Origin of the sequence: Gordonia sp. CPCC 205333 (genome assembly GCF_048537885.1) — a bacterium.
Taxonomy (GTDB): domain Bacteria; phylum Actinomycetota; class Actinomycetes; order Mycobacteriales; family Mycobacteriaceae; genus Gordonia.
In genome coordinates this window covers 772,236-791,554 of record NZ_JBCLVI010000002.1, presented here as the reverse complement: position 1 = coordinate 791,554, position 19,319 = coordinate 772,236, and the positions used below count along the sequence as shown (strand labels likewise).

Sequence of the window (19,319 nt, the reverse complement as noted above, 5' to 3'; positions counted from 1 at the left end):
TTGATCGCAAAATGTTTCTATATACCGTGCCGTTGGGGCACGGGTGCCGGAACAGACTGAGGTGATGGTGTTGGTGGAGATGTCGTTGCGGACGACCGCCACTCCCGACGAGCAGCGCGAGGCGATTTTGGAGGCGGCGCAATCGGAATTCGAGCGGTTCGGCCTTCGCAAATCGTCCGTCGACGATATGGCCCGTGAGGCGGGCGTCAGCCGGAGCACTCTCTACCGTCGTTTTCCCAACAAAGAGTCGCTGATTATCGGAGTTCTCAGCAAGATCGGCGGCGGGCTGCTTGAGCGTTTGGAAGCCGCGACCCGCTCGTGCGACCCGGAGCAGGCGGTAGTCGAAGCATTCTGCGCGGCCATGGATATCGTCGTATCCTCGCCGTTCCTGCGCACTTTGGCGCTGGAAGGTTCGGTCTTTCTCCCGCACAACGCCGTGGTCAAGATGAGGCGCAAACTCGTCGACGACATGGCGATCCGGGTCGCTAAGGTCTTGAAGAAATGCGGCTCCACCAGAGAGTTCAAGGACTTGCTGGTGGTCTCCGAGACAATGGTTCGGTTGGTACTTTCGCATATCGAGACCACGTCGTCGTTCGTCAATCTGGAGAACCCCGAGGACGCCCGTCAGTTCGGCGAGCGGTACCTCGCGCCGCTGGTCGCTGAACCTGCCCGGTAGCCCCGAGTCAGCACACCCGATCAAGGTGGGTCGCTTCCTCTTCGCCGGCACTCTGCGCGCCATCTTTCAGATGCTGAGTCATGTTTCGTGAACTCTCGGGTATTGCCCGCACGCGGCGATTGGCCTCGCGTACCTCGCGTAAGTCGCCCCCGATCGACAAGACTCGGACTCCCACCCGAGCGGTGGTCTTGAAGAGGGTGTGTTTCAGCCTTGACGGCTGAGCGAAGTCGACGGCTTCCTGGACCGGCAGCGGCATCATGTCCATCAGGACCCAGTAGACGAACTCCGCGACGATGCCCGCGCCGCGTGGTGCACGCATCTCGACATATTTCCGGTTGTCGTCGTTGAGGACGACGTCTTTGACCGGGGCGAGGTGCTGGAGCATATAGGTGCATTCGGCGCGAGTTCGCGGGAGGCCGGTGCCGCCCAGAGCCTCCCCGACGCGGGCGTACTCGGCATAGAACTCGTCTAATTCCTTACCGCCCAAAGGCTTTGGGTGATATCGGAGATGCGCCGCCGCGAGTCCGTCGACTACTGTGCAATAGGTCCAGCGAAAGAATTCCGGATCGTCGGCGTCATATCGCACGCCGTCGGGGCGAACTCCGTTGACCTTGCCGTGGATAGCGCGGACTGTGGCTGACAGCGCTTCGGCTGATTCGGTCGGACCGTATACGACGCCGGTGAAAAACGAATGTGTTCGGGCCGCGCGCGCGAATGTTCCGGTAGTCGAAAACTTGCCGGGCAGTACGTTGCCATCAGAGTCTCGACCGACGAGTTTCGAGTGATCGAAAACCGCGTATTGGATGCCCTGATGGACGATGTCGATCACCGCGGTATTGAAGACGCCGAGCCACAACGACGGTGTGTGGGTGTGGACGTACCACGATCGGCTGTCGGGACCGAACCAACCCGGATCGCCGAGTGGTTCGGCGAATGTCGCCTTCTTGAAGTAATCCGGCCGATAGAGCTCGAAGAGCAGGTCGATCGGATTGAAAATTGCCAGCGGTCGGCGTCGCAACCTATGCCAGATCGGCGAAAGATCGGGGAACCCATTATCGAAATATCGGTCCAGTGGTGTTCTCACGTTGAGTACTCCTCGGCGGGGTGATCTGACATAAGGCCTGTTCCGCGTAGTGAACGAGACTAAGTTGAACCAATAGTATGTTATTGTCTCAACATGTCAACCATCGTGATAGTCGGTTCAGGCCCAGCCGGTGCCGCAGCGGCGATCACCGCGCGCGAACTCGGGTTCGGCGAGGTTCTGCTCATCGACAAGTCGCGTTTCCCGCGTGACAAATGCTGCGGCGACGGACTGACCCCGCGAGCGGTCGGCGCGTTGGGCGCACTGGGGCTGCGCACCTGGATCGGCTTGCAGGCGCGACAATCGCGCGTCGACATCAGCGTCGGATCGAATGAGCCGGCGGCTATCGCCTGGCCCCGGGGGAATCATCCAGAATTCAGTGCCGCGATCAAACGAGCCGATCTGGACCACGCCTTGCACGAGCGCGCGCTCGCGGTCGGAGCGCACGAAGTCACCGGCCGGGTGGTTTCGGTTGACACCGACCGCGATGGCCGCGTTGTCGCCGTTGTGGTCCGCGGCGAGGCCGGCGAGCAGAAGGTGCCGTGCAACAGGCTGATCGTCGCCGACGGCAGCGGGTCGCCGGTTGGCGCCATGCTCGGACGTCGATGGCACCGCGACGAGATGTACGCGGTCGCCTCGCGCAGCTATGTCCACATGCCCGAAATCGATTCGGATGCAATGCGGATCGCAATTCTTCCGCCCACTACGCCAACGGATTCGATGGGTTATGGCTGGGTATTTCCGATCGGCTACGGCTGGGCGAACGTCGGCTATGGCGAGATGCTGTCGGCAAAACACTGGACCGCGGGCAGCCGCATGTCGGCGCGCGAACTGCACGAGCGGTACCTCGACCACTTGCGCCTGGGCGGCGAGGTGGACACACCCGAGGATTTCGCGTCGGCTCCGCTCGCCATCGGTGGATTGGCCGGGCCGGTGGCGGGACCCAACTGGGTGGCCGTCGGCGACGCCGCGGGCGGTATTCACCCGTTGACTGGGGAAGGCGTCGACTTCGCGCTGGAAACCGGGTGTCTCGCCGCGCGGGTACTCGCCGAGGGCATCTCGACCGACCTCACTGCGCGGTGGCCGGCGCTGCTCCGGACCAACTATCACAACCCTTATGCCGCAGAGCGTTTCATCGTACGTACGATTGCACGTCATCCCAACGTGGCGAGGCGGATCGTGCCGCATCTGATCAGTGGCGGATGGCGCGGACAGCTGGTGCTGGCATCTTCGGCTGGGCTGATCGAACCCGGCGATACCGGCCTGATCGCGAGTATGTACCGGACCACCGGTGCTATCGCCGGTCGCCGTGGCGTTCAGGCTTTCGCCTGACGCGGCGCTCAGCGCCCACCGCCCGGCTTGGCGAACATATCGCTAACGCCTGGGGGCACACCGACATTGGAGATTTTCCAGTCCTGATTGCGGTCCACGTCGATCTTGTAGACGGTGATGGTGGATCGTCCATCGGTGAACTGTGAACTGGTTTGGACCAGGTTCACCGTCGTGTAGACGGTGTAGACATCCTTCGAACGGCTGACCGCATGGGAATCGATCACCGAGCCGTGCGATTGCCATTTGATCGGAACGAAGATCTGTTGCATATCGGTTGCGACTTGCCGAAAGCGTTGCGTAAGAACGTCTGTGGTGTTCGCCGATAGTTTTGCCGGCCAGTCTGCTGATTTGGTGAAATCGAGATCGGAGGCCGATTTCGCATAGTCCGCTGCCACTTTCTCAGCGCGCTGTTCGTCGGCGGTTACCTGCGCGGCGGCGCTGGTCTCATTGCGAACTGCGGACAACTCACTCCGGGCATCCACGATGATCCAGACGATGACGGCGGCGATCGCGATTGTGACGGCACCCCAGAAAGCCTTTCGGATAGCTGCCCTGGGTATACGCAGAGTGTCGCCGTTATCGTGTGGAGACGGCGAACCGGTCGCGGGCGGGGTCTTGGGCCGGTCGTCGGTCAGGGTGTCAGATACTTTGTCGGACATGATATTTCCTGTTCTCGGAGATGGGATCAGTTGGGCGAGGTGGGATCGACGGTCTTCATGGTGAGGTTCAGCCCACCGTCGGGGTCGACGGTGCTCAAGCCCTGCGCGATGAGCATGGAGAGGTCGACCGAGCGGAAAGTTGCGGTCGCCAGTGACGTGAGGGGCACGAGGAGGGGGGCTATCGGCCCGACCTGTGCGCCGATGGCGTCAATCTTCCTCCGCAGGCCGACAAGGAACGGCTGCAGACCGTTTCCAGAGGAGTAGGCAGCGGGCATTCCGGGGGCCCGCGCTAGGTCGTCTGCGGCGCGGATCACTTCCGTTGCGGCTGAACCGAATTGATCCCACGATGACACCGTCATACTGAGTTGCTGACCGAGTTCCGGCGTCTTGGCCGACAGCCAGTCGAGGTCCGCCAGGAACTGACGAGTGGTTGCACGTCGAGTGAGTATCGCGGCGGCAAGCAAGTTGGCTGAGCGGCCCAGGGTGTCGATCGCGGCTACGTTCTCAGTAGCCCGAAGGTAGCCGCCCATCAGCCGGCTAAGCATTTGCGGGTCGATATTCGCCACGAGTTTGGTACTCGCGCTGGCTATTTCAGTGAGACTCGCGGGACCGCCGGAATTGTAAGTGAGTTGCGAATCCTGGTGAAGGTATGGACCGCTGATCCGGTCGGGCGCGAAATTGACATATGGCTCACCGAGCAGAGACATACTTTCGACGCGTAGCCCGGTCCGAGTGGGGATTCGCGTGTCGCGATCTATATCCATCGTCACCCGCACCGCGTCAGGTTGCCGCATGACCGACGTGACCTCGCCGATCAAGACACCACGCAGTAGTACCGGTGAGCCGACGAGTAGGCCGCCGGAACTGGGCAGGGTGAGACCGAATGCCATCCGGTCCTTCCAGGGGGTGTAGCCCACGACCGAGACCATGAGATACGCGGCGGCGAGCACACCGATGACGGGTAATACGAGTGCGGGCAGTACGCGTTTCATCAGCCGGCCAACCCCAATCGCATCATCGCCGAGACCAAGTTCGAGACCCGGTCGCGTGTCGTGGTGCCGGCGGCGGTATCGCTAACGGTGAGTTCGGCGAGATTGACCGACAGTCCCGACGATGCCCACGGAACCACTTTCTGCGAAATCAGGTCGATCAGCCGGGTCGCATTCGTCGGCGTCCGCAGGCTTATCAATTGAGGGCTGCCCAGGAATGCGGGCACCAACGTCTGGAGTGCGTGGTCTGCCGAGTTCAGGAAGCTGGAGAGGAAGTTGGCCTGTCGCCCAATCGGTCCGATCGCGCCGAGTATGCCGATCGCGTTGATCAACGAGCCGACCACCGCGACCGTGGTCTCGATCCCGATGGGATCGAGTAGCGCGGACAGGTCGGGTCCGGATGCTTTGAGGGCCGCGGTACCGCGTTCGAGGGTGGTGAGAAGCGCGCCCAAGTCTTGCGGGTGTGAGCCGAGGTCGGTTAGCTGGCGTCGCAATTCCTGCATCGATGCCGCCGTGTCGGCGGGAGTACCGCCGATATTGTTCGCCGTGGCGACCGCGTTGAGCATCTTCGAGATGACCCCGTTCCCGGTCACCGCCGCGACGTTGACGAGCAGATCCTCCACTTGGGTTGGCGGTTGGGTATCGCGCAGTGGAATAACGTCCCTCGGAGCCAGGTCAGGTGAGCTGGACGCTACTCCTTCGGTGTCGAGTGCGAGGAAGATGTCGCCGAGCAGAGTCGGCTGGCGTAGCTGAACTTTTGTACCGACGGGAATGCGGTACTCGTTCCGTATTGCCAGGTGCGCGGTCACATAGGCGTCGGAAACCGAGCCGACCGAAACTGAATCGACCACGCCGACTTTCACCCCGTCGAGCAGGATAGTGGCCTTGTCCGGCAGGTTCAGCGCGTTGGAGAACTGTACGTCCACCTGGTAAGTCGGGCCGGCGGTCAGATCGTCGATGGCGGGCAGTTCCGAGAAGCTGGCAGTCCCTCGAATTGAGACCGTGATCGAGATGATCAATACCGTCAGGACTGCCGCTAGGCGCGCGAAGGTCGATCGCTTCATCGAGGCGAATCTGCTCATTTGGCTGCCGCCGCGAGTAATAGGGTGATGAGGTTGGCTGGCAACGGTGTCGTCGGGGAGCATCCGGTGGCGATATTCTGCTTGAGTAGAGGACAAAGCTTCTGTGCCGCACCGGGAGGAATCGGCACCACCGGGTATTTGTATTCGAGGCGGATATAACCCGTCCTATCATCGATACTCTTGTCGAATACGTCGGTGAATGCCGGCACTATCTTGAGAAGGCCAGCGAAAGCGTCGGAGCCGGTACGCAGAATCGTAGTTGCGGGGACTAATACGCCGAGCCCGTCTATCGCTGTTCTACCGAATTTCATAGCGAGGTCATTGAACATCCCCAGTACATCGATCAGGTTGTCGATAATCCTGGTCGCACTCGGGAACAGCGTGTTGTTCACCAAATTCAGCATCTGATACAGGTCGCGCACAGGCCCGTCGATTTCGGTCCAACCCGCCCGTACGCTGCGGGTCATCGACGCCAAAGCGTCGTAAATTCGAGTGAACCTCCCGATATCGGCGTTGGGTTGATCGAAAGCACGGGCAAGGTCGGAGAGCAGGGTGTTCGCGTCGTCCGCGGTCCCGGCCAGAGCGGTGGATGCGGTCGTGACCAAGTCGGAGGGAACCGAGCCCCGCGACTGCAGGTCACTCGCGATTCGCGCGACGGCGCTGATGGACTCACTGATACTGCGGGGAGTGAGTGTCTTGTCGATACAGCGCGACGGAGGACGTGTCGCTCCGCCGTGGTCGCCGCCGACCAGTGCCAGCTGCCGTTTCGCGCTGAGGTCCGTTGCGAGTATCGTCGCGCCGATATCAGCCGGTATGCGCACTGAGCTGCGTACCGTGAAACGAAGGGTCACGCCGACGGGCATTTGTTCGATCGCGGTGATTTTGCCGACCGGCACACCCATCCGGGTCACCTGATTGCCCTGATACATGCCGATGACGTCGGGCATGAGGGCGCAATATTCGGTCGGCCGATCGGCGAATGAGGATAGCCGCTCGCGCAGTGGAGGTGAGTAGTACCAAATGATTCCGGCGGTGACCGTAGTCGCGACAACGACGGCGAGAGCGGTGAACAGTGCCCGCCGCGCCGACGTCATATTCCGCTTTTCCGACATCAGCAGGACTTTCCGGGCAGGGGTATGCAAATATCGGAGGCCAGGACCATATTAGATTGATCGATTCGGAAACCATCCTTGGCATACATATTTTTGATCCGCGTAATCAATGCGCTCAATTGAGTGGCCATCGGTGTCACTTTGGCCAGCATCTCGTTGACCGCGGGTGCCGACTTAGCCAGTGAAGCGGCGATCGGCCGGAGCTGATCGGTGTAGATCGGGGCGAGTGCGCCGATCCGTGAAATCAACTCATCGGCGACTCCTACGCCGTTGACGATCTCAGCGGTGTTGGCTCGGACGATCCCTTCCAATTGGGCTAGTACACGTAAGAAGCGCAACATTGTTTGCTTGTTGCCGTTCACATAGGTGATGTACTCATCGGCGATATCGAGGGCGCCATCGAGTGCCGAATTCTGTTCGGCGAGAACGTGAGTGATATTTGCGCTCGCGGTTAAAGTGTCGCGCACTGCTTCTGGCTGTCCTTTGAGAGCGTCGTTCAGCGTGGCCAGACTTTCCCCCACGGGGGCGAGTTCGAGCTGGGTGATCTTTGCCGAGGCATCGCCGAAGAGCTGGATCAGTGAGTATGGCAGCGTCACGCGATTGGCGGGGATCGGCGAGTTGAGCACCCCTGAGCCAGCCGGCTGCACGGCCAGGTAATAGCCTCCGACCGCGGTGAGCATACGTGCCGCGGCACTCGTCTCCGACCCCAACCGAATGTCGTTCTTCACTGTGAATGCGATGTCGACATCATTGGTGTTGAGAGTGATGGCGGTGATTTTCCCGACGCCGACGCCGGCGATGCGTACCTCATCCCCGGCACGCAGCCACGAGGCGTCCGAGACCAGGGCGTGGTAGGTGCGCTTGTCGAACGGGATCACATAGACCAGGGCGCATATCAGCAAAACGGCGACGATCAAGACGGCGCCGATCACCCCCCAGAGGGTCTGGCGACTCGGGTCGGCATCGACGGTTTCGCTATGCGGCCGGGGACGTGGGCGGCTTATCGCTTGCACAGCGTCACCTGCTTTCCGCCGATGAATACGGCCATTTGGGCGGGTAACGGATATGCGCCCTTACTGCAGTCCAGGGTCTTCCGGGATGAGTTCTCGCCAGGCAGCGCATTGGCGAGCGATTGAAGTAGGGGTGGCGCGAGTTCGAGAACCCGGATGACCAGTTGTGGGTCCGGAATCGCCCGGCGCAGGATCACGGCGAGGTCGGGATTGGCCCCTTCGGTGATCCCGAGCGTATTGAGAATCGAATTCAGCGGCCGGAGTACCGATATGCCGTACTGGCCGAATTCGACGATTCCTTTGATCTTGTCCGCCATCGTCCCGATCAGGCCTTCCAGTCCGCCCAATAGGGTGTTTAGGGTGTTGCTCCGGCCACCGAGATGCTGGGCTACCGTCTTGAGATTCGATAGGAGACGTTCGATGACGGCTTGCCGTTCATTTGTGTACGTGAGCATGTCGTCGACTGCGGACAGCGCATTTCCGAGTTCGGCGGAGTCGCCACCGATCACCGCGGCCAAAGTCGATCCGAGTCGATTGATGTCGTCGGTCTTCAGACTGCGCAAAACCGGTTGGAGGCCGTTGAACACCGTGGTGATGTCGAATGACGGCCGGGTCTGCTCGACCGGGAAGGTATGACCGGCGGCGATCGCATCGGCCCGACGCCCGGACCCGGCCGGAATCTGCACGTCGATATACCGGATCCCCGCGAGGCTCTGGAATCGGATCGCCAATACGGTGTCCGCGGGCAGCCGCTGGTCGAGCTTGATATGCATGGTGACGCGGGCTCGGAGATTCGTGTCGTCGAGGTCGACCGCGACGACCTTCCCGATCTGCAGACCGCGGACACGTATGTCGTCATTGGGACGCAAACCGTTGGCATCGGTGAACATTGCCTGATAGGTGACCTGATCTCCCGGAGCGGGGCGGGTGATCGTGTTGGCGACCACCACGGTGAGAGCGATCATCACAATGGCGAAGATGGCCAGTCGGGTGGCTGACGAACCGACACTTCTCATTGCCCGCCCCCTCGGCCGTAGTTCTCGACCATGCTCAGCGCGGCGGGTACCGACGCCAGGCGCACGCGGATGTCGAGTACCGTGCGATCCCCCCGCTGCTGGAATGTCCGGGACGAACGTTCGAGGAGTTGGGCCAGATCGTTTCCGGTCCGCGCCGGGTCGTCAATAGTGTCGCCCAGCGCGCTGAGCAGTGGAGTCAACTGTGGGAAGTAGCCGTCGAAACGATTGTGCAAGGTCGTGAAGATCGGTGGAACCGAGGGCACCAGCTCGTGCTGGAGGTAGTTCATCGCGCGGTCAAACCGTGTTCGTGCGGCAGCAGTGGCCAGACGTTCGTTGGTGCGCATGTGGTTGAGCACGCCGAGCAGCGCCGAACCCCATTCGATCGCGGGACCGACAAGCGCGGTCTGGCTACGCAGAACCGTGCGCAGATGGGTATGCGCACCGCCGACGTCGATACCTACCTGCAGGGCTGCGGTGAGTAGTGGGGTGAAAGCGGTCAGCTGACGGGTGAGACGATCGAGTGCCAGGCTGGTAGTCGCGCCCGAGACGATACCCAGCAGGGGGCTTACTTTGTCGAGGAGTACGGTCAGCGAATTGTCGGGAACGGCCTTCGAAGTGCGCGACAGATCGATCAGCGTGCCCGATTGAAGCCGTTGTCCCAGAGCGGATTTCGTCAAAGCGATGCCGGTGATACCCCACATGTTCGTCGGGCTGAACGCGACGGAGAGCTGATCGGTGAGTCCGGCGAGCTGGGCGTCGTCGAGGGACAGGCCGATGTCGATGGACGTGCCGTTGCGGACGATCTCACTGACCTGGCCGATCGCTACACCGTCGGCGACGACAGTCGCACCGGCTCGCAGACCATCGGCGACTTGTGTTGTGCGGATGGTGATGTGAATGTTCCTCGCATCAGATTCGGGCCAGGCCGCGATGATTGCGCACATCAGAGCCGCGACCGCGAGAACACCCAGACCGGCTAGTCGCGCCCGGCGCAGTGAGGTCGGCATACCGGGAAGCATTGTGACAATAGGCATTTCGCGATCACCCGGTGAATTCGATAGTCGGGCTGATGCCCCACAGCACCATCGTCATAACCATATTGAGGGCGGCGACCGCGACCAGGCTGGCGCGGATCGCCCGGCCCGACGCGATACCGACGCCGGCCGGGCCGCCGCTGGCGAAGAAACCCTGGTAGCCGTGGATCAGTAGCACGGCGGTAGCGAAGACGACAACCTTGATGACCGAGGCGATGATGTCCCATCCGCTGATGAACTGGTCGAAGTAGTGGTAGTACGTTCCGCTGGATTCGCCGTGTACGAGCAGAGTCACCGATCCTGCGGCCACATAACTCAGGATGAGGGTGATCAGATATGCGGGGACGATCGCGGCGAGTCCCCCGATCACCCGGGTGGTGACTACGAACGGGATGGACCGGATCGCCAACGTCTCGATGGCATCGATCTCCTCGCTGATCCGCATCGCGCCGATTTCGGCGGTCATTCGGCACCCCGCTTGGCACGCGAACCCCAGCGCCGCTGCCAGCGGCGCCAGTTCCCGAGTATTGCCGAATGAGGATATGACTCCGGTCAACGATCCCAGGCCGACGAGGTCGAGCGCGGCATACGCTTCGATGCCAAGCGATGCGCCGATGGCGAGGCCGAGCACGACGAGTACGGCCACGGTTCCGCCACCAACGATGATCGCCCCACGCCCCCAAGCCATTTCGTTGAAGATTCGCAAGCACTGCTGCCGATAGTGCGCAAGAGCGAACGGAACCGAGCGCAGGGCGATGAAGGTGAACTGCGCTCCGTGCCCGAGATATTCGAGCGGACGTAGTCCGAACTTCGCTGGCGCGACTGTCCTATTGGCTATGACGAGGGCCTTGGGCCGATACGGTGCCGCCATCAGACGACCTGCGGGGGTAGGAACACGACGACGATCTGGGTGATCACGACATTGACCACAATGATGGTCAGCACTGACAGCACCACTGAGGCGGTCACACCGTCGGCGACGCCGCGTGGACCGCCGGACGCTTCCAGCCCTCGATGGCATGCCACGATTACCACGATCACGCCGAAGATCGCGGCCTTGACGAAGTCGACCCAGATGTCGGCGAGCGACGCGAATGCTCCGTACGACGCCCAGTAATTGCCCGGAGCCGAACCAGTGGAGACCAACGCGATCAGGTAGCCGGCGACGGTGCCGGTCACGATGATCAGCACGCTCAGCAGAGGAGCGATGAGTGTCATCGCGACCAACCTCGGCGCGACCAGCCGGCGCACCGGGTCGATGCCCATGACGCGCAGTGCGTCTATCTCCTCCCGGATGGTTCGGGATCCAAGATCCGCGGCGATGGCCGACGCGCCCGCGCCGCCGAGGAGCATTCCGGTCGCCAGCGGGGCGCCTTGACGAAGGATGCCCATGCCACCCGCAGCTCCGACGAGGGAGGTGGCGCCAAGTTGATTGACGAGGCTACCGACCTGAAGCGACACGATGACGCCGAATGGAACGGCCATCAGGATGGCGGGCACTGCTGTGATAGCGACGAAATGCCACCCCTGAACGGCTGCTTCCTTCCAGGAGAAACGCAGGGTCGCAATGTCGGTTGCCGAATATCGGAAGGATTGCGCGGCCAGATTTATCACGCGGCCGAATGTTCGAAAATGCGAGCTGAACAGCCCCGATCGTTTGCTGGCCAGCTCCGTCAAGCGTTGTAGATACTGGATCTCAGGGCGCTGTCCTGTGGCTGTTGTCATGTTTCCCTCGTGTCGGAGCTCACATATGATTAGCACGAGTGAAACTCTGAGGCAAAAGTATCTCTACATTTCATCGAAGCTGTCGGAGCAACATTGACCCCATGTGGAGCCAATGTTACGGTCCCGGTGAGACCCGGGAGGAAAAATGACTGAAAAGGTGTTCGTCGGCAAGAACTGGTACCGGACGGATTCGGAGATTCCTGAACGCGAAACCGACGACAGCGTCGCGCGTCGGCACCTCGCTCAATATCCGGTGCCGCCGGATTCGCTGCTGTGGAAGTACGTCGGCGATCTCCGGGTGCAGTCGGCGCTCGGCCTGCGTACCGCCGTCATCGAGAACATGTATCCGCAACTCGGACAAGGAGTTTCGGATCATTCCGTTCTCTTTAGCGGAAAGGGCACCTTCTTGGAACGAGTGCGGCGTTCGGCCAAACCCATCCAGTCGGTGATCTACCGCGAGCCGGACGCGGCTCGCAAATCGGCTTTGCAGGTCCGCAACTTCCACAAATCGATCAAGGGCGATATGCCCGACGGCCGTAAGTATCACGCGATCAACGCCGAGACCTACTATTGGGCCCATGTGACCTTCTTCGAGGCCATCTACCGGGCTTCGGAACTGGGCGTCCTGCGTAAACCACTCACCCGCGATGAGCGGGAACAGATCTTCGAAGAGTCCAAAGAGTGGTACTCGATGTACGGAGTCGACGACTCGGCCCAACCCCAGACCTACGCCGAATTCGAGGAATACCTCGACCATGTGCTTCACCACGAGCTAGTGGCCAACGGGATGTCGGAGACCAGCGTGCGTCTATCCGAGCGTTCATTCGGCAATCCCAAGGTGGTTAACGACATCTCCAACGTGGAGGGGATGAATCCGCTGGTCGCGCGGTACATCATTCGCCCACTCATTCCGGTCGCCGGGTGGTACGCGCGTCTCACCACGCTTGGCTCGATGGGACCGCATCTGCGCGAACTCGGCAACGCGCAGTGGTCGGCCAAAGATGAGCGCCAGTACCGATGGCTATGCCGGTTCTTACACGCCACGACCGTCCTGACCGACGTCGTGGTGCCCTTTCGCTTCTACTACACCCCCGAAGCAGTAGCCGGGTTCGCCCGCGAAGGACTACAACCCCGAGACATCACACTCGAATCCGCGCGCCGTGCATTGGCTAAAGCGCGTGCGGAGCGGACGTCGGCGGTGGTTGAATCGGATCCGGAGCCGCCGGCCGTGACAGCTGCGGACCCCTCGTTACTCGACGGCACGCACTCCTGTGCCAAGTGTGACCGGTTGCTCGCCGAATGCGCGGATTGCTTGGGCAACGGGACGGTCGACGGGGCAGCTTGTGACATATGCGCGGGATCGGGGGCCGGATGTCCGGTCCATCATGCGATGTGGCGGGCCGGCGTCCAGGTCGGTTGAGTCACCGAAGGATGGAAATGAGTACAGTCCGGCCCGTCAACGACAACGTGCGAGTCACCGATGTACTTCGAGAGGCGGTGCGATCGGTTTCCGACGCACCGACACTCGCTCGCCCAATTCTGCGCTCGCTCGCCTCGCCTCGGTCGTTGCGCGACGTCGGAGTGTTCTTCGAACGAGCGGCATCGGTGCACGCGCATCGTCCTTTTCTCCGTTTTGACGGCGAGACCATGAGTTACGCGGAAGCCAACCGCCGAGTGAACCGTTATGCGCGCGTGTTGTCGGCGCGAGGAGTGCGGCGCAGCGATACCGTCGCGATTCTTGGACACAATCATCCGGCGAATGTGCTGGCGATGCTGGCGAGCGTGAAGGTCGGCGCATGTGCGGGACTCGTCAACTACAACGCGCGCGGCGACGCGCTCAATCATGCGCTCGGGTTGCTTCAACCATCGGTGATCCTGGCCGGCTTCGGCATCGACGCCGCGGTGCTTAGCGGCCAGTCCGGCGAGGTGATCGACTTCGAGCGGTTGGAGCAGTTGTCGGCCGATGTCGACGATTCCGATCCGCCGCACGTCGACGTCGACGCCAATGACGCCGCTCTCAAGGTGTTCACGTCGGGAACGACGGGTATGCCCAAAGCCAGCAAGATGTCGCATCGACGGTGGATATCGGCTGCCTTCGCTTTCGGTGCCTTGCTGCGCCTGCGTCCCGACGATGTGCTTTATTGCCCGCTGCCGCTCTACCACAACAATGCGATGACCGCCTCGTTGGCGGCGGTCGTCGGCGGCGGTGCCTGCCTGGCGATCGGCGAACGATTCAGTGCCTCGCGGTTTTGGGACGAGGTCATCGAGAATGACGCCACGGCATTCACCTATATCGGCGAGACCTGTCGATATCTACTGGCACAACCGGCCAAGGATTCGGACCGGCGACATCGCGTACACAAGATCATGGGCAACGGCCTGCGTCCGGATATCTGGGATGAATTCGCCGAAAGATTCGGAATCGAGCGTATCGGCGAGTTCTATGCCGGGAGCGAGCTGCCGGGCGGCGCGTTCAACTTTCTCGGGTTGCGGCACACGACGGGCTTCAGCCCGCCGGCACTGCGTGCAATAGTCCGCTACGACGAGGACGGCGGCCGACCGTGCCGAGGGCCGGACGGCAGAGTCACCCGCGTGCGAAGAGGGGAAGCCGGGCTACTTCTCATCCGCAACACCTCGCTGTCGTCATTCGACGGCTATACCGACGACGATGCGACCGAAGCCAAGTTGGTCCGCTCGGCGGTTCGCAACGGTGACAGCTGGGTCAACACCGGTGACATCGTCCGCGATCAGGGCTGCGGCCATCTCGCCTTTGTCGACCGGATCGGTGACACCTTCCGGTGGAAGGGGGAGAACGTAGCGACGACCGAGGTCGAAGGAGTGTTGGATCAGCATCCCGATGTCGCCGAGGCGGTGGTATTCGGCGTCGACATCCCCGGTGCCGACGGCAAGGCAGGGATGGCTGCCGTGGTGCTGTCCGGCGAAACACTGGACCGGGATTCACTAGCGGATTCACTCCAGAAGTCGCTGCCCGACTACGCGATTCCGTTGTATATCCGCGTTGTCGAGGCCATCGAGCACACGTCGACCTTCAAGAGCAGCAAGGTCGCCCTGCGGGAGCTCGGCTACGCGGTCAATGGTGATCCGCTCTACGAATTGACTGGCAGATCGCCGTATCGGTACAGCCCGTATTCGGGTGACACAGTTACCCAGGTCACATCGCGGTAGCTACACTCGGGGACGAGACCTTCGGTGTGCGGACCTGGGTCTGATCCAACGGAGGCGGTATGGGCGACGCGGCATCTGCTATCCGCTCTGCCTACGAAAAGGTGCGGTCCGGCGGTAACCCCAACGAGTCGAGTGTGCGCACCATAGTTCGCGAATCGTGGAGTCGGTCGGTGCTAGGCGGCGTCGATCCCTCCGGGCTGCGTCCGGGTGGTGCCGCGATGTCGGCTGCTGAGTTCCGGCTGTACCGGCGCACCCATCCGATGTCGGCGGCGCGTTCGCTCGTCCAATCGTTGATGCTCGATGACATCGCCGACACCGGCGTGGTCGTCGCCCTGACCGATGAGCATGGCCGCTTGCTGTGGGTTGAGGGCGACAGTTCGGCGCGCGACGATGCGGCACGCATCGACTTCATCGAAGGCGCGGTATGGAGCGAAGACGTCGTCGGCACCAATGCGCCGGGAGTCGCACTGGCTGTCGATCGCGGGGTGCAGATCGTCGGCGCGGAACACTTCACCGAGTCCGTGCAGGAGTTCAACTGTGCCGCCGCGCCGGTACACGATCCGATCACCGGGCATGTCATCGGTGTCGTCGACGTTACCGGCGGCCGTGCAGCGGCCGCGCCCTTCGCATTGGCCGCGGTACGCTCGGTCGTCGCCGCGGTTGAGCGTGAATTACGTTCTCCCAGTGTTGATCTCGCGGATCCTCGGGTGTTCGCCGTGAGTTCGGCGCAGTTGACGATCCTGAGCGGCGATCAGTACGCATGGGTACGTCCTGGCGGTTCGACGACGCAACTGTCCCGACGTCACGCCGAAATACTCACATTGCTGCAGGCGCATCCGGAGGGCATGAACACCGAGCAGATGGCGATGGCCCTGGCCGAGGACGGAGTTGACTCGGTGACTGTTCGCGCGGAGATCTCACGGCTGCGCCGCGACCTCGGCGCCGACACTATCGCGTCCCGGCCGTATCGACTTGGTGTCGACGTCGAATCCGATTGGCAGTCTTTGCGAGTCCAGGTGCGAGCCGGACAGGGATTGGCGGCGGCGATCTCGGCGCTCGGACGTGGCGGTCTGCTGGCCGATTCAATCGCGCCGGGCATCGTCGATCTCTTCGAAGAGTTGCGCGAGGACATCCGATCACGCGCCATCGCCGACCAGGATGTGGCGGCGTTGACCCGGTGGACCGAGTCGGTCCACGGTCGCGAAGATCTTGAGGCGTGGCAGGTGTTGGCTCGCAGGCTGGGGGCCGATCACCCGGATCGAGCGCTGGTCACCGGCCGGATCCGAGTGCTGGACCGGCGACTCGGGCGATAGCGGTACTCGTGCAACGCTGCTGCAACGTTGCAACTCCTACTCTGTGAATCAGTTCACACTGGTTCCCCTATGAGAAGGAGCGCACACATGACTGTCTACGCAAAGCCGGGTTCGGCCGACGCCGTGATGAGCTACGAATCCCGCTACGACAATTGGATCGGTGGCGAGTGGGTCGCTCCGGTGAAGGGGCAGTATTTCGAGAACCCATCGCCGATCGACGGCAAGACGTTCTGCGAGGTCGCTCGTTCAACCGCGGAGGATATCGACCTTGCGCTCGACGCCGCACACAAGGCCGCCCCCGCGTGGGGTAAGACCTCGGTCGCCGAGCGTTCGCTGGTCCTCCTGCGTATTGCCGATCGCATCGAGCAGAACCTGGAGAAGATCGCCGTCGCAGAGACGTGGGATAACGGCAAAGCCGTGCGTGAAACGCTGGCCGCCGACATCCCGCTGGCCGTCGATCACTTCCGCTACTTCGCCGGCGCGTTGCGTGCCCAGCAGGGCGGCATCTCCGAGATCGACGAAGACACCGTGGCATATCACTTCCACGAGCCGCTCGGGGTTGTCGGACAGATCATCCCGTGGAACTTCCCGATCTTGATGGCCGTGTGGAAGCTGGCTCCCGCGCTCGCCGCCGGAAATGCGGTAGTGCTCAAGCCCGCCGAGCAGACGCCCGCGTCGATTCTCTACTTGGCCTCGCTCATCTCCGATCTGCTACCCGCCGGAGTGCTCAACATCGTCAACGGCTTCGGCGTGGAGGCCGGTAAGCCACTCGCGTCGAGTAACCGCATCCGCAAAATCGCGTTCACCGGTGAGACCACCACCGGACGGCTGATCAGCCAATACGCGTCGGAGAATCTGATCCCGGTGACGCTGGAACTCGGTGGCAAGAGCCCGAATATCTTCTTCAACGATGTCACTGCCTCCGACGATGGTTTCCTCGATCGCGCCCTCGAAGGCTTCGCGATGTTCGCACTCAACCAGGGCGAGGTCTGTACCTGCCCGAGTCGAGCACTCATCCAGGCGGACATCTACGACGACTTCATCGGTCGCGCGGTCGAGCGGGTCAAAGCGATCAAGCAGGGCAATCCGCTCGACACCGACACGATGATGGGCGCGCAGGCGTCGAATGATCAGTTCGAGAAGATCAGTTCCTACCTGTCGATCGGCAAACAGGAAGGTGCCAAGGTCCTCGTCGGCGGTGAGCCGGCCGACTTGGGCGGTGACCTGTCCGGCGGCTTCTACATCCAGCCGACGGTATTCGGTGGCGACAATAAGATGCGCATCTTCCAGGAGGAGATCTTCGGCCCGGTTCTCGCCGTGACGACGTTCTCCGACTACGAGAACGCTATGTCGATCGCGAACGATACGTTGTACGGTTTGGGTGCCGGTGTCTGGACGCGTGACGGTGCGACCGCCTACCGTGCCGGCCGCGAGATCCAGGCCGGTCGAGTGTGGACCAACACCTATCACGACTACCCGGCCCACGCCGCCTTCGGCGGTTACAAGCAGTCCGGCATCGGCCGCGAGAACCATCTGATGATGCTAGAGCACTACCAGCAGACCAAGAACCTGTTGGTCGGATACGCCCAGAGCGCCAAGGGATTCTTCTAGAGATTCGAAAGGCAGGCGATGGCTACGCAGGCAGGGACACCCGACCGCGTTGTCGCCCAGGACTCCGCCGTGCAACTCCTGACCAAACTGTCGGAGTTGCACGGCGGGCTCATGATTCATCAGTCCGGCGGCTGCTGTGACGGATCGGCGCCGATGTGCTATCCGGTCGGCGAGTATCGCATCGGTCAGCGGGATGTACTCGTCGGCGAGATTGAAATGCCGAATCCTCTTCCGGCAGTGCGCGTGTGGATCAACGGCGACCAGTTCGAATTGTGGAAGCATACTCAGCTCATCCTCGACGTCGTACCCGGCCGAGGCGCGGGATTCAGTCTGGAAGCACCCGAAGGAGTTCGCTTCCTATCGCGCTCGCGTACGTTCACCGACGAGGAAAAAGTTGTGCTGGAACAACATCCACCGATGGTTGGCGCACAGTTCGACGAGTGATCAGCCGATCGCCCGCAGATACCGTTCGCCGACTATCCGCAGCTGCTCGACGAGGGCCGTCGGCTCGGCTACCGAGAAATCCAGCCCAAGCATCCCGATGTATACCGCCACGGTTTCCAGGGTGTCGGCGCCGGTGACCAGGACGCAGGAGTTCTCGTCGATCGATTCGACGATGCCGACGGCGGCATGAATCCGGGACAGCACTTCTTGTGCTGACGCGTGAACGGTGATGCGCGCGTGGAACTTCCATCCTGTCGACGCGACATCGCGCAGGACGAAATCGGTGTATGTGTCGTCGGGCATCGGCTCGGGGGTGAAGCCGCGCGCGGTAGGCAGTCGCAGATCGATCCAGTCGACCCGGTAGGTGTGCCAGTCCCGATCCTCGTCCCGTGCGACGAGATACCAGAACCGCTGCCAGCTGACCAGACGATAGGGATCGACGACGATTGGCCATCCGTCGGGACGTCCATCGGTTCGCGGCGTGGCGGCATCAGGCGGTGTGTCATAGGAGAATCGCACCTGATGCCGATCGCGGATCGCGGCGGCGAGCGCCGTCAACACTTCAGGTGCGATCATCGGCTCAACGACGTTGCTGTCAGTGTTATCCGGCCCGGAGGACATCGACGAGTCGATCGCATTCACTTGGCGCCGTAGATGATTCGGCAGTACCTGCTCCAGTTTTGTCAGCGCGCGGGCGCTACTGTCCTCCATTCCCGCGATGCCGGTAGCCGAGCGCAGCCCGACCGCTACCGCGACGGCTTCGGTGTCGTCGAGCAGCAGCGGTGGCAGTTTGGCTCCGACGCCGAGCCGGTAGTGCCCACTTCTGCCGCGCGCCGCGTCGACCGGATATCCCAGTTCACGCAGTCGCTCAATGTCGTTACGGATCGTGCGGGTGGTGACGTCGAGTCGTTGAGCGAGGTCGGTGCCCGTCCATTCCGGCTTGGTTTGCAATAGGGACAGCAACGAAAGTAGCCGCGACGTTGTTTCTCGCATAGTCGAAATGGTCTCACAAATTAGGAACCTGCCGTTCCTGTATGAGTCATACCTTC

General features: G+C 61.9%; 18 protein-coding genes. 7 read left to right on the top strand and 11 right to left on the bottom strand.

What is annotated here, in order from left to right:
* Nucleotides 1–64: 64 nt before the first annotated feature.
* Nucleotides 65–676 carry a TetR/AcrR family transcriptional regulator gene (locus AAFP29_RS09370; RefSeq protein ID WP_419217063.1) on the top strand — a complete coding sequence of 204 codons (612 nt, stop codon included), beginning with the start codon at nucleotides 65–67 and terminating at the stop codon, nucleotides 674–676.
* Between the two features lie 7 nt (nucleotides 677–683).
* Here AAFP29_RS09370 and AAFP29_RS09365 read toward each other — a convergent pair whose 3' ends face one another.
* A complete protein-coding gene (locus AAFP29_RS09365; RefSeq protein ID WP_419217062.1) occupies nucleotides 684–1,760 on the bottom strand; it encodes an oxygenase MpaB family protein in 1,077 nt (358 codons plus the stop codon).
* Nucleotides 1,761–1,853: 93 nt separating this feature from the next.
* Here AAFP29_RS09365 and AAFP29_RS09360 point away from each other — a divergent pair, with 93 nt between their 5' ends.
* Nucleotides 1,854–3,089 (top strand): geranylgeranyl reductase family protein, encoded by a 1,236-nt coding sequence (locus AAFP29_RS09360; RefSeq protein ID WP_419217061.1) that lies wholly within the window; start codon nucleotides 1,854–1,856, stop codon nucleotides 3,087–3,089.
* An 8-nt stretch (nucleotides 3,090–3,097) separates the two neighbouring features.
* Here the strand turns inward: AAFP29_RS09360 and AAFP29_RS09355 are convergent, their stop codons facing one another.
* The 9 genes from AAFP29_RS09355 to AAFP29_RS09315 all read right to left on the bottom strand — a co-directional run bounded on the left by AAFP29_RS09355 (nucleotide 3,098) and on the right by AAFP29_RS09315 (nucleotide 11,716).
* Complete coding sequence (locus AAFP29_RS09355) at nucleotides 3,098–3,748, bottom strand: hypothetical protein (protein WP_419217060.1); 651 nt, start codon at nucleotides 3,746–3,748, stop codon at nucleotides 3,098–3,100.
* A 26-nt stretch (nucleotides 3,749–3,774) separates the two neighbouring features.
* Nucleotides 3,775–4,740, bottom strand: a complete 966-nt coding sequence (locus tag AAFP29_RS09350; RefSeq protein WP_419217059.1) for an MlaD family protein — start codon at nucleotides 4,738–4,740, stop codon at nucleotides 3,775–3,777.
* Nucleotides 4,740–5,801, bottom strand: a complete 1,062-nt coding sequence (locus AAFP29_RS09345) for an MlaD family protein (RefSeq protein ID WP_419217058.1) — start codon at nucleotides 5,799–5,801, stop codon at nucleotides 4,740–4,742. Before AAFP29_RS09345 ends, AAFP29_RS09350 begins: the two co-directional genes overlap by 1 nt.
* A 14-nt stretch (nucleotides 5,802–5,815) precedes the next feature.
* Entirely contained in the window at nucleotides 5,816–6,931 is a 1,116-nt protein-coding gene (locus AAFP29_RS09340) for an MlaD family protein (RefSeq protein ID WP_419217057.1), read from the bottom strand.
* Nucleotides 6,931–7,863: an MlaD family protein gene (locus tag AAFP29_RS09335; RefSeq protein ID WP_419217056.1), complete on the bottom strand. Its 933-nt coding sequence runs from the start codon at nucleotides 7,861–7,863 to the stop codon at nucleotides 6,931–6,933. The genes AAFP29_RS09340 and AAFP29_RS09335 overlap by 1 nt, the downstream gene beginning before the upstream one ends.
* Nucleotides 7,864–7,931: 68 nt before the next feature.
* Nucleotides 7,932–8,957 carry an MlaD family protein gene (locus tag AAFP29_RS09330; RefSeq protein ID WP_419217055.1) on the bottom strand — a complete coding sequence of 342 codons (1,026 nt, stop codon included), beginning with the start codon at nucleotides 8,955–8,957 and terminating at the stop codon, nucleotides 7,932–7,934.
* Nucleotides 8,954–9,991: an MlaD family protein gene (locus tag AAFP29_RS09325; protein WP_419217054.1), complete on the bottom strand. Its 1,038-nt coding sequence runs from the start codon at nucleotides 9,989–9,991 to the stop codon at nucleotides 8,954–8,956. Before AAFP29_RS09325 ends, AAFP29_RS09330 begins: the two co-directional genes overlap by 4 nt.
* A 7-nt stretch (nucleotides 9,992–9,998) precedes the next feature.
* A complete protein-coding gene (locus AAFP29_RS09320) occupies nucleotides 9,999–10,862 on the bottom strand; it encodes an ABC transporter permease (RefSeq protein ID WP_419217053.1) in 864 nt (287 codons plus the stop codon).
* Nucleotides 10,862–11,716 (bottom strand): MlaE family ABC transporter permease, encoded by an 855-nt coding sequence (locus AAFP29_RS09315; RefSeq protein WP_419217052.1) that lies wholly within the window; start codon nucleotides 11,714–11,716, stop codon nucleotides 10,862–10,864. The genes AAFP29_RS09320 and AAFP29_RS09315 overlap by 1 nt, the downstream gene beginning before the upstream one ends.
* Nucleotides 11,717–11,861: 145 nt before the next feature.
* On the opposite strand from AAFP29_RS09315, the gene AAFP29_RS09310 reads away from it, so the two are divergent.
* The 5 genes from AAFP29_RS09310 to AAFP29_RS09290 all read left to right on the top strand — a co-directional run bounded on the left by AAFP29_RS09310 (nucleotide 11,862) and on the right by AAFP29_RS09290 (nucleotide 18,270).
* Nucleotides 11,862–13,136 (top strand): oxygenase MpaB family protein, encoded by a 1,275-nt coding sequence (locus tag AAFP29_RS09310; RefSeq protein ID WP_419217051.1) that lies wholly within the window; start codon nucleotides 11,862–11,864, stop codon nucleotides 13,134–13,136.
* 17 nt (nucleotides 13,137–13,153) lie between these two features.
* Nucleotides 13,154–14,902, top strand: a complete 1,749-nt coding sequence (locus tag AAFP29_RS09305; RefSeq protein WP_419217050.1) for a long-chain-acyl-CoA synthetase — start codon at nucleotides 13,154–13,156, stop codon at nucleotides 14,900–14,902.
* A gap of 59 nt (nucleotides 14,903–14,961) precedes the next feature.
* Complete coding sequence (locus AAFP29_RS09300; RefSeq protein ID WP_419217049.1) at nucleotides 14,962–16,215, top strand: GAF domain-containing protein; 1,254 nt, start codon at nucleotides 14,962–14,964, stop codon at nucleotides 16,213–16,215.
* A gap of 87 nt (nucleotides 16,216–16,302) precedes the next feature.
* A complete protein-coding gene (locus tag AAFP29_RS09295) occupies nucleotides 16,303–17,826 on the top strand; it encodes an aldehyde dehydrogenase family protein (RefSeq protein ID WP_419217048.1) in 1,524 nt (507 codons plus the stop codon).
* Between the two features lie 18 nt (nucleotides 17,827–17,844).
* On the top strand, nucleotides 17,845–18,270 hold the full coding sequence (locus tag AAFP29_RS09290; RefSeq protein WP_419217047.1) for a DUF779 domain-containing protein: 426 nt from the start codon (nucleotides 17,845–17,847) through the stop codon (nucleotides 18,268–18,270).
* On the opposite strand, the gene AAFP29_RS09285 is transcribed toward AAFP29_RS09290, so the two are convergent.
* On the bottom strand, nucleotides 18,271–19,263 hold the full coding sequence (locus AAFP29_RS09285; RefSeq protein ID WP_419217046.1) for a helix-turn-helix transcriptional regulator: 993 nt from the start codon (nucleotides 19,261–19,263) through the stop codon (nucleotides 18,271–18,273).
* Between the last annotated feature and the right edge of the window lie 56 nt (nucleotides 19,264–19,319).

Excerpts from the sequence above, each read along its gene's own strand:
- AAFP29_RS09370 (WP_419217063.1), top strand. The coding sequence starts at position 65 with ATGGTGTTGGTGGAGATGTCGTTGCGGACGACCGCCACTCCCGACGAG.
- AAFP29_RS09360 (WP_419217061.1), top strand. The coding sequence starts at position 1,854 with ATGTCAACCATCGTGATAGTCGGTTCAGGCCCAGCCGGTGCCGCAGCG.
- AAFP29_RS09355 (WP_419217060.1), bottom strand. The coding sequence starts at position 3,748 with ATGTCCGACAAAGTATCTGACACCCTGACCGACGACCGGCCCAAGACC.
- AAFP29_RS09350 (WP_419217059.1), bottom strand. The coding sequence starts at position 4,740 with ATGAAACGCGTACTGCCCGCACTCGTATTACCCGTCATCGGTGTGCTC.
- AAFP29_RS09345 (WP_419217058.1), bottom strand. The coding sequence starts at position 5,801 with ATGAAGCGATCGACCTTCGCGCGCCTAGCGGCAGTCCTGACGGTATTG.
- AAFP29_RS09340 (WP_419217057.1), bottom strand. The coding sequence starts at position 6,931 with ATGTCGGAAAAGCGGAATATGACGTCGGCGCGGCGGGCACTGTTCACC.
- AAFP29_RS09330 (WP_419217055.1), bottom strand. The coding sequence starts at position 8,957 with ATGAGAAGTGTCGGTTCGTCAGCCACCCGACTGGCCATCTTCGCCATT.
- AAFP29_RS09325 (WP_419217054.1), bottom strand. The coding sequence starts at position 9,991 with ATGCCTATTGTCACAATGCTTCCCGGTATGCCGACCTCACTGCGCCGG.
- AAFP29_RS09320 (WP_419217053.1), bottom strand. The coding sequence starts at position 10,862 with ATGGCGGCACCGTATCGGCCCAAGGCCCTCGTCATAGCCAATAGGACA.
- AAFP29_RS09315 (WP_419217052.1), bottom strand. The coding sequence starts at position 11,716 with ATGACAACAGCCACAGGACAGCGCCCTGAGATCCAGTATCTACAACGC.
- AAFP29_RS09310 (WP_419217051.1), top strand. The coding sequence starts at position 11,862 with ATGACTGAAAAGGTGTTCGTCGGCAAGAACTGGTACCGGACGGATTCG.
- AAFP29_RS09305 (WP_419217050.1), top strand. The coding sequence starts at position 13,154 with ATGAGTACAGTCCGGCCCGTCAACGACAACGTGCGAGTCACCGATGTA.
- AAFP29_RS09300 (WP_419217049.1), top strand. The coding sequence starts at position 14,962 with ATGGGCGACGCGGCATCTGCTATCCGCTCTGCCTACGAAAAGGTGCGG.
- AAFP29_RS09295 (WP_419217048.1), top strand. The coding sequence starts at position 16,303 with ATGACTGTCTACGCAAAGCCGGGTTCGGCCGACGCCGTGATGAGCTAC.
- AAFP29_RS09290 (WP_419217047.1), top strand. The coding sequence starts at position 17,845 with ATGGCTACGCAGGCAGGGACACCCGACCGCGTTGTCGCCCAGGACTCC.
- AAFP29_RS09285 (WP_419217046.1), bottom strand. The coding sequence starts at position 19,263 with ATGCGAGAAACAACGTCGCGGCTACTTTCGTTGCTGTCCCTATTGCAA.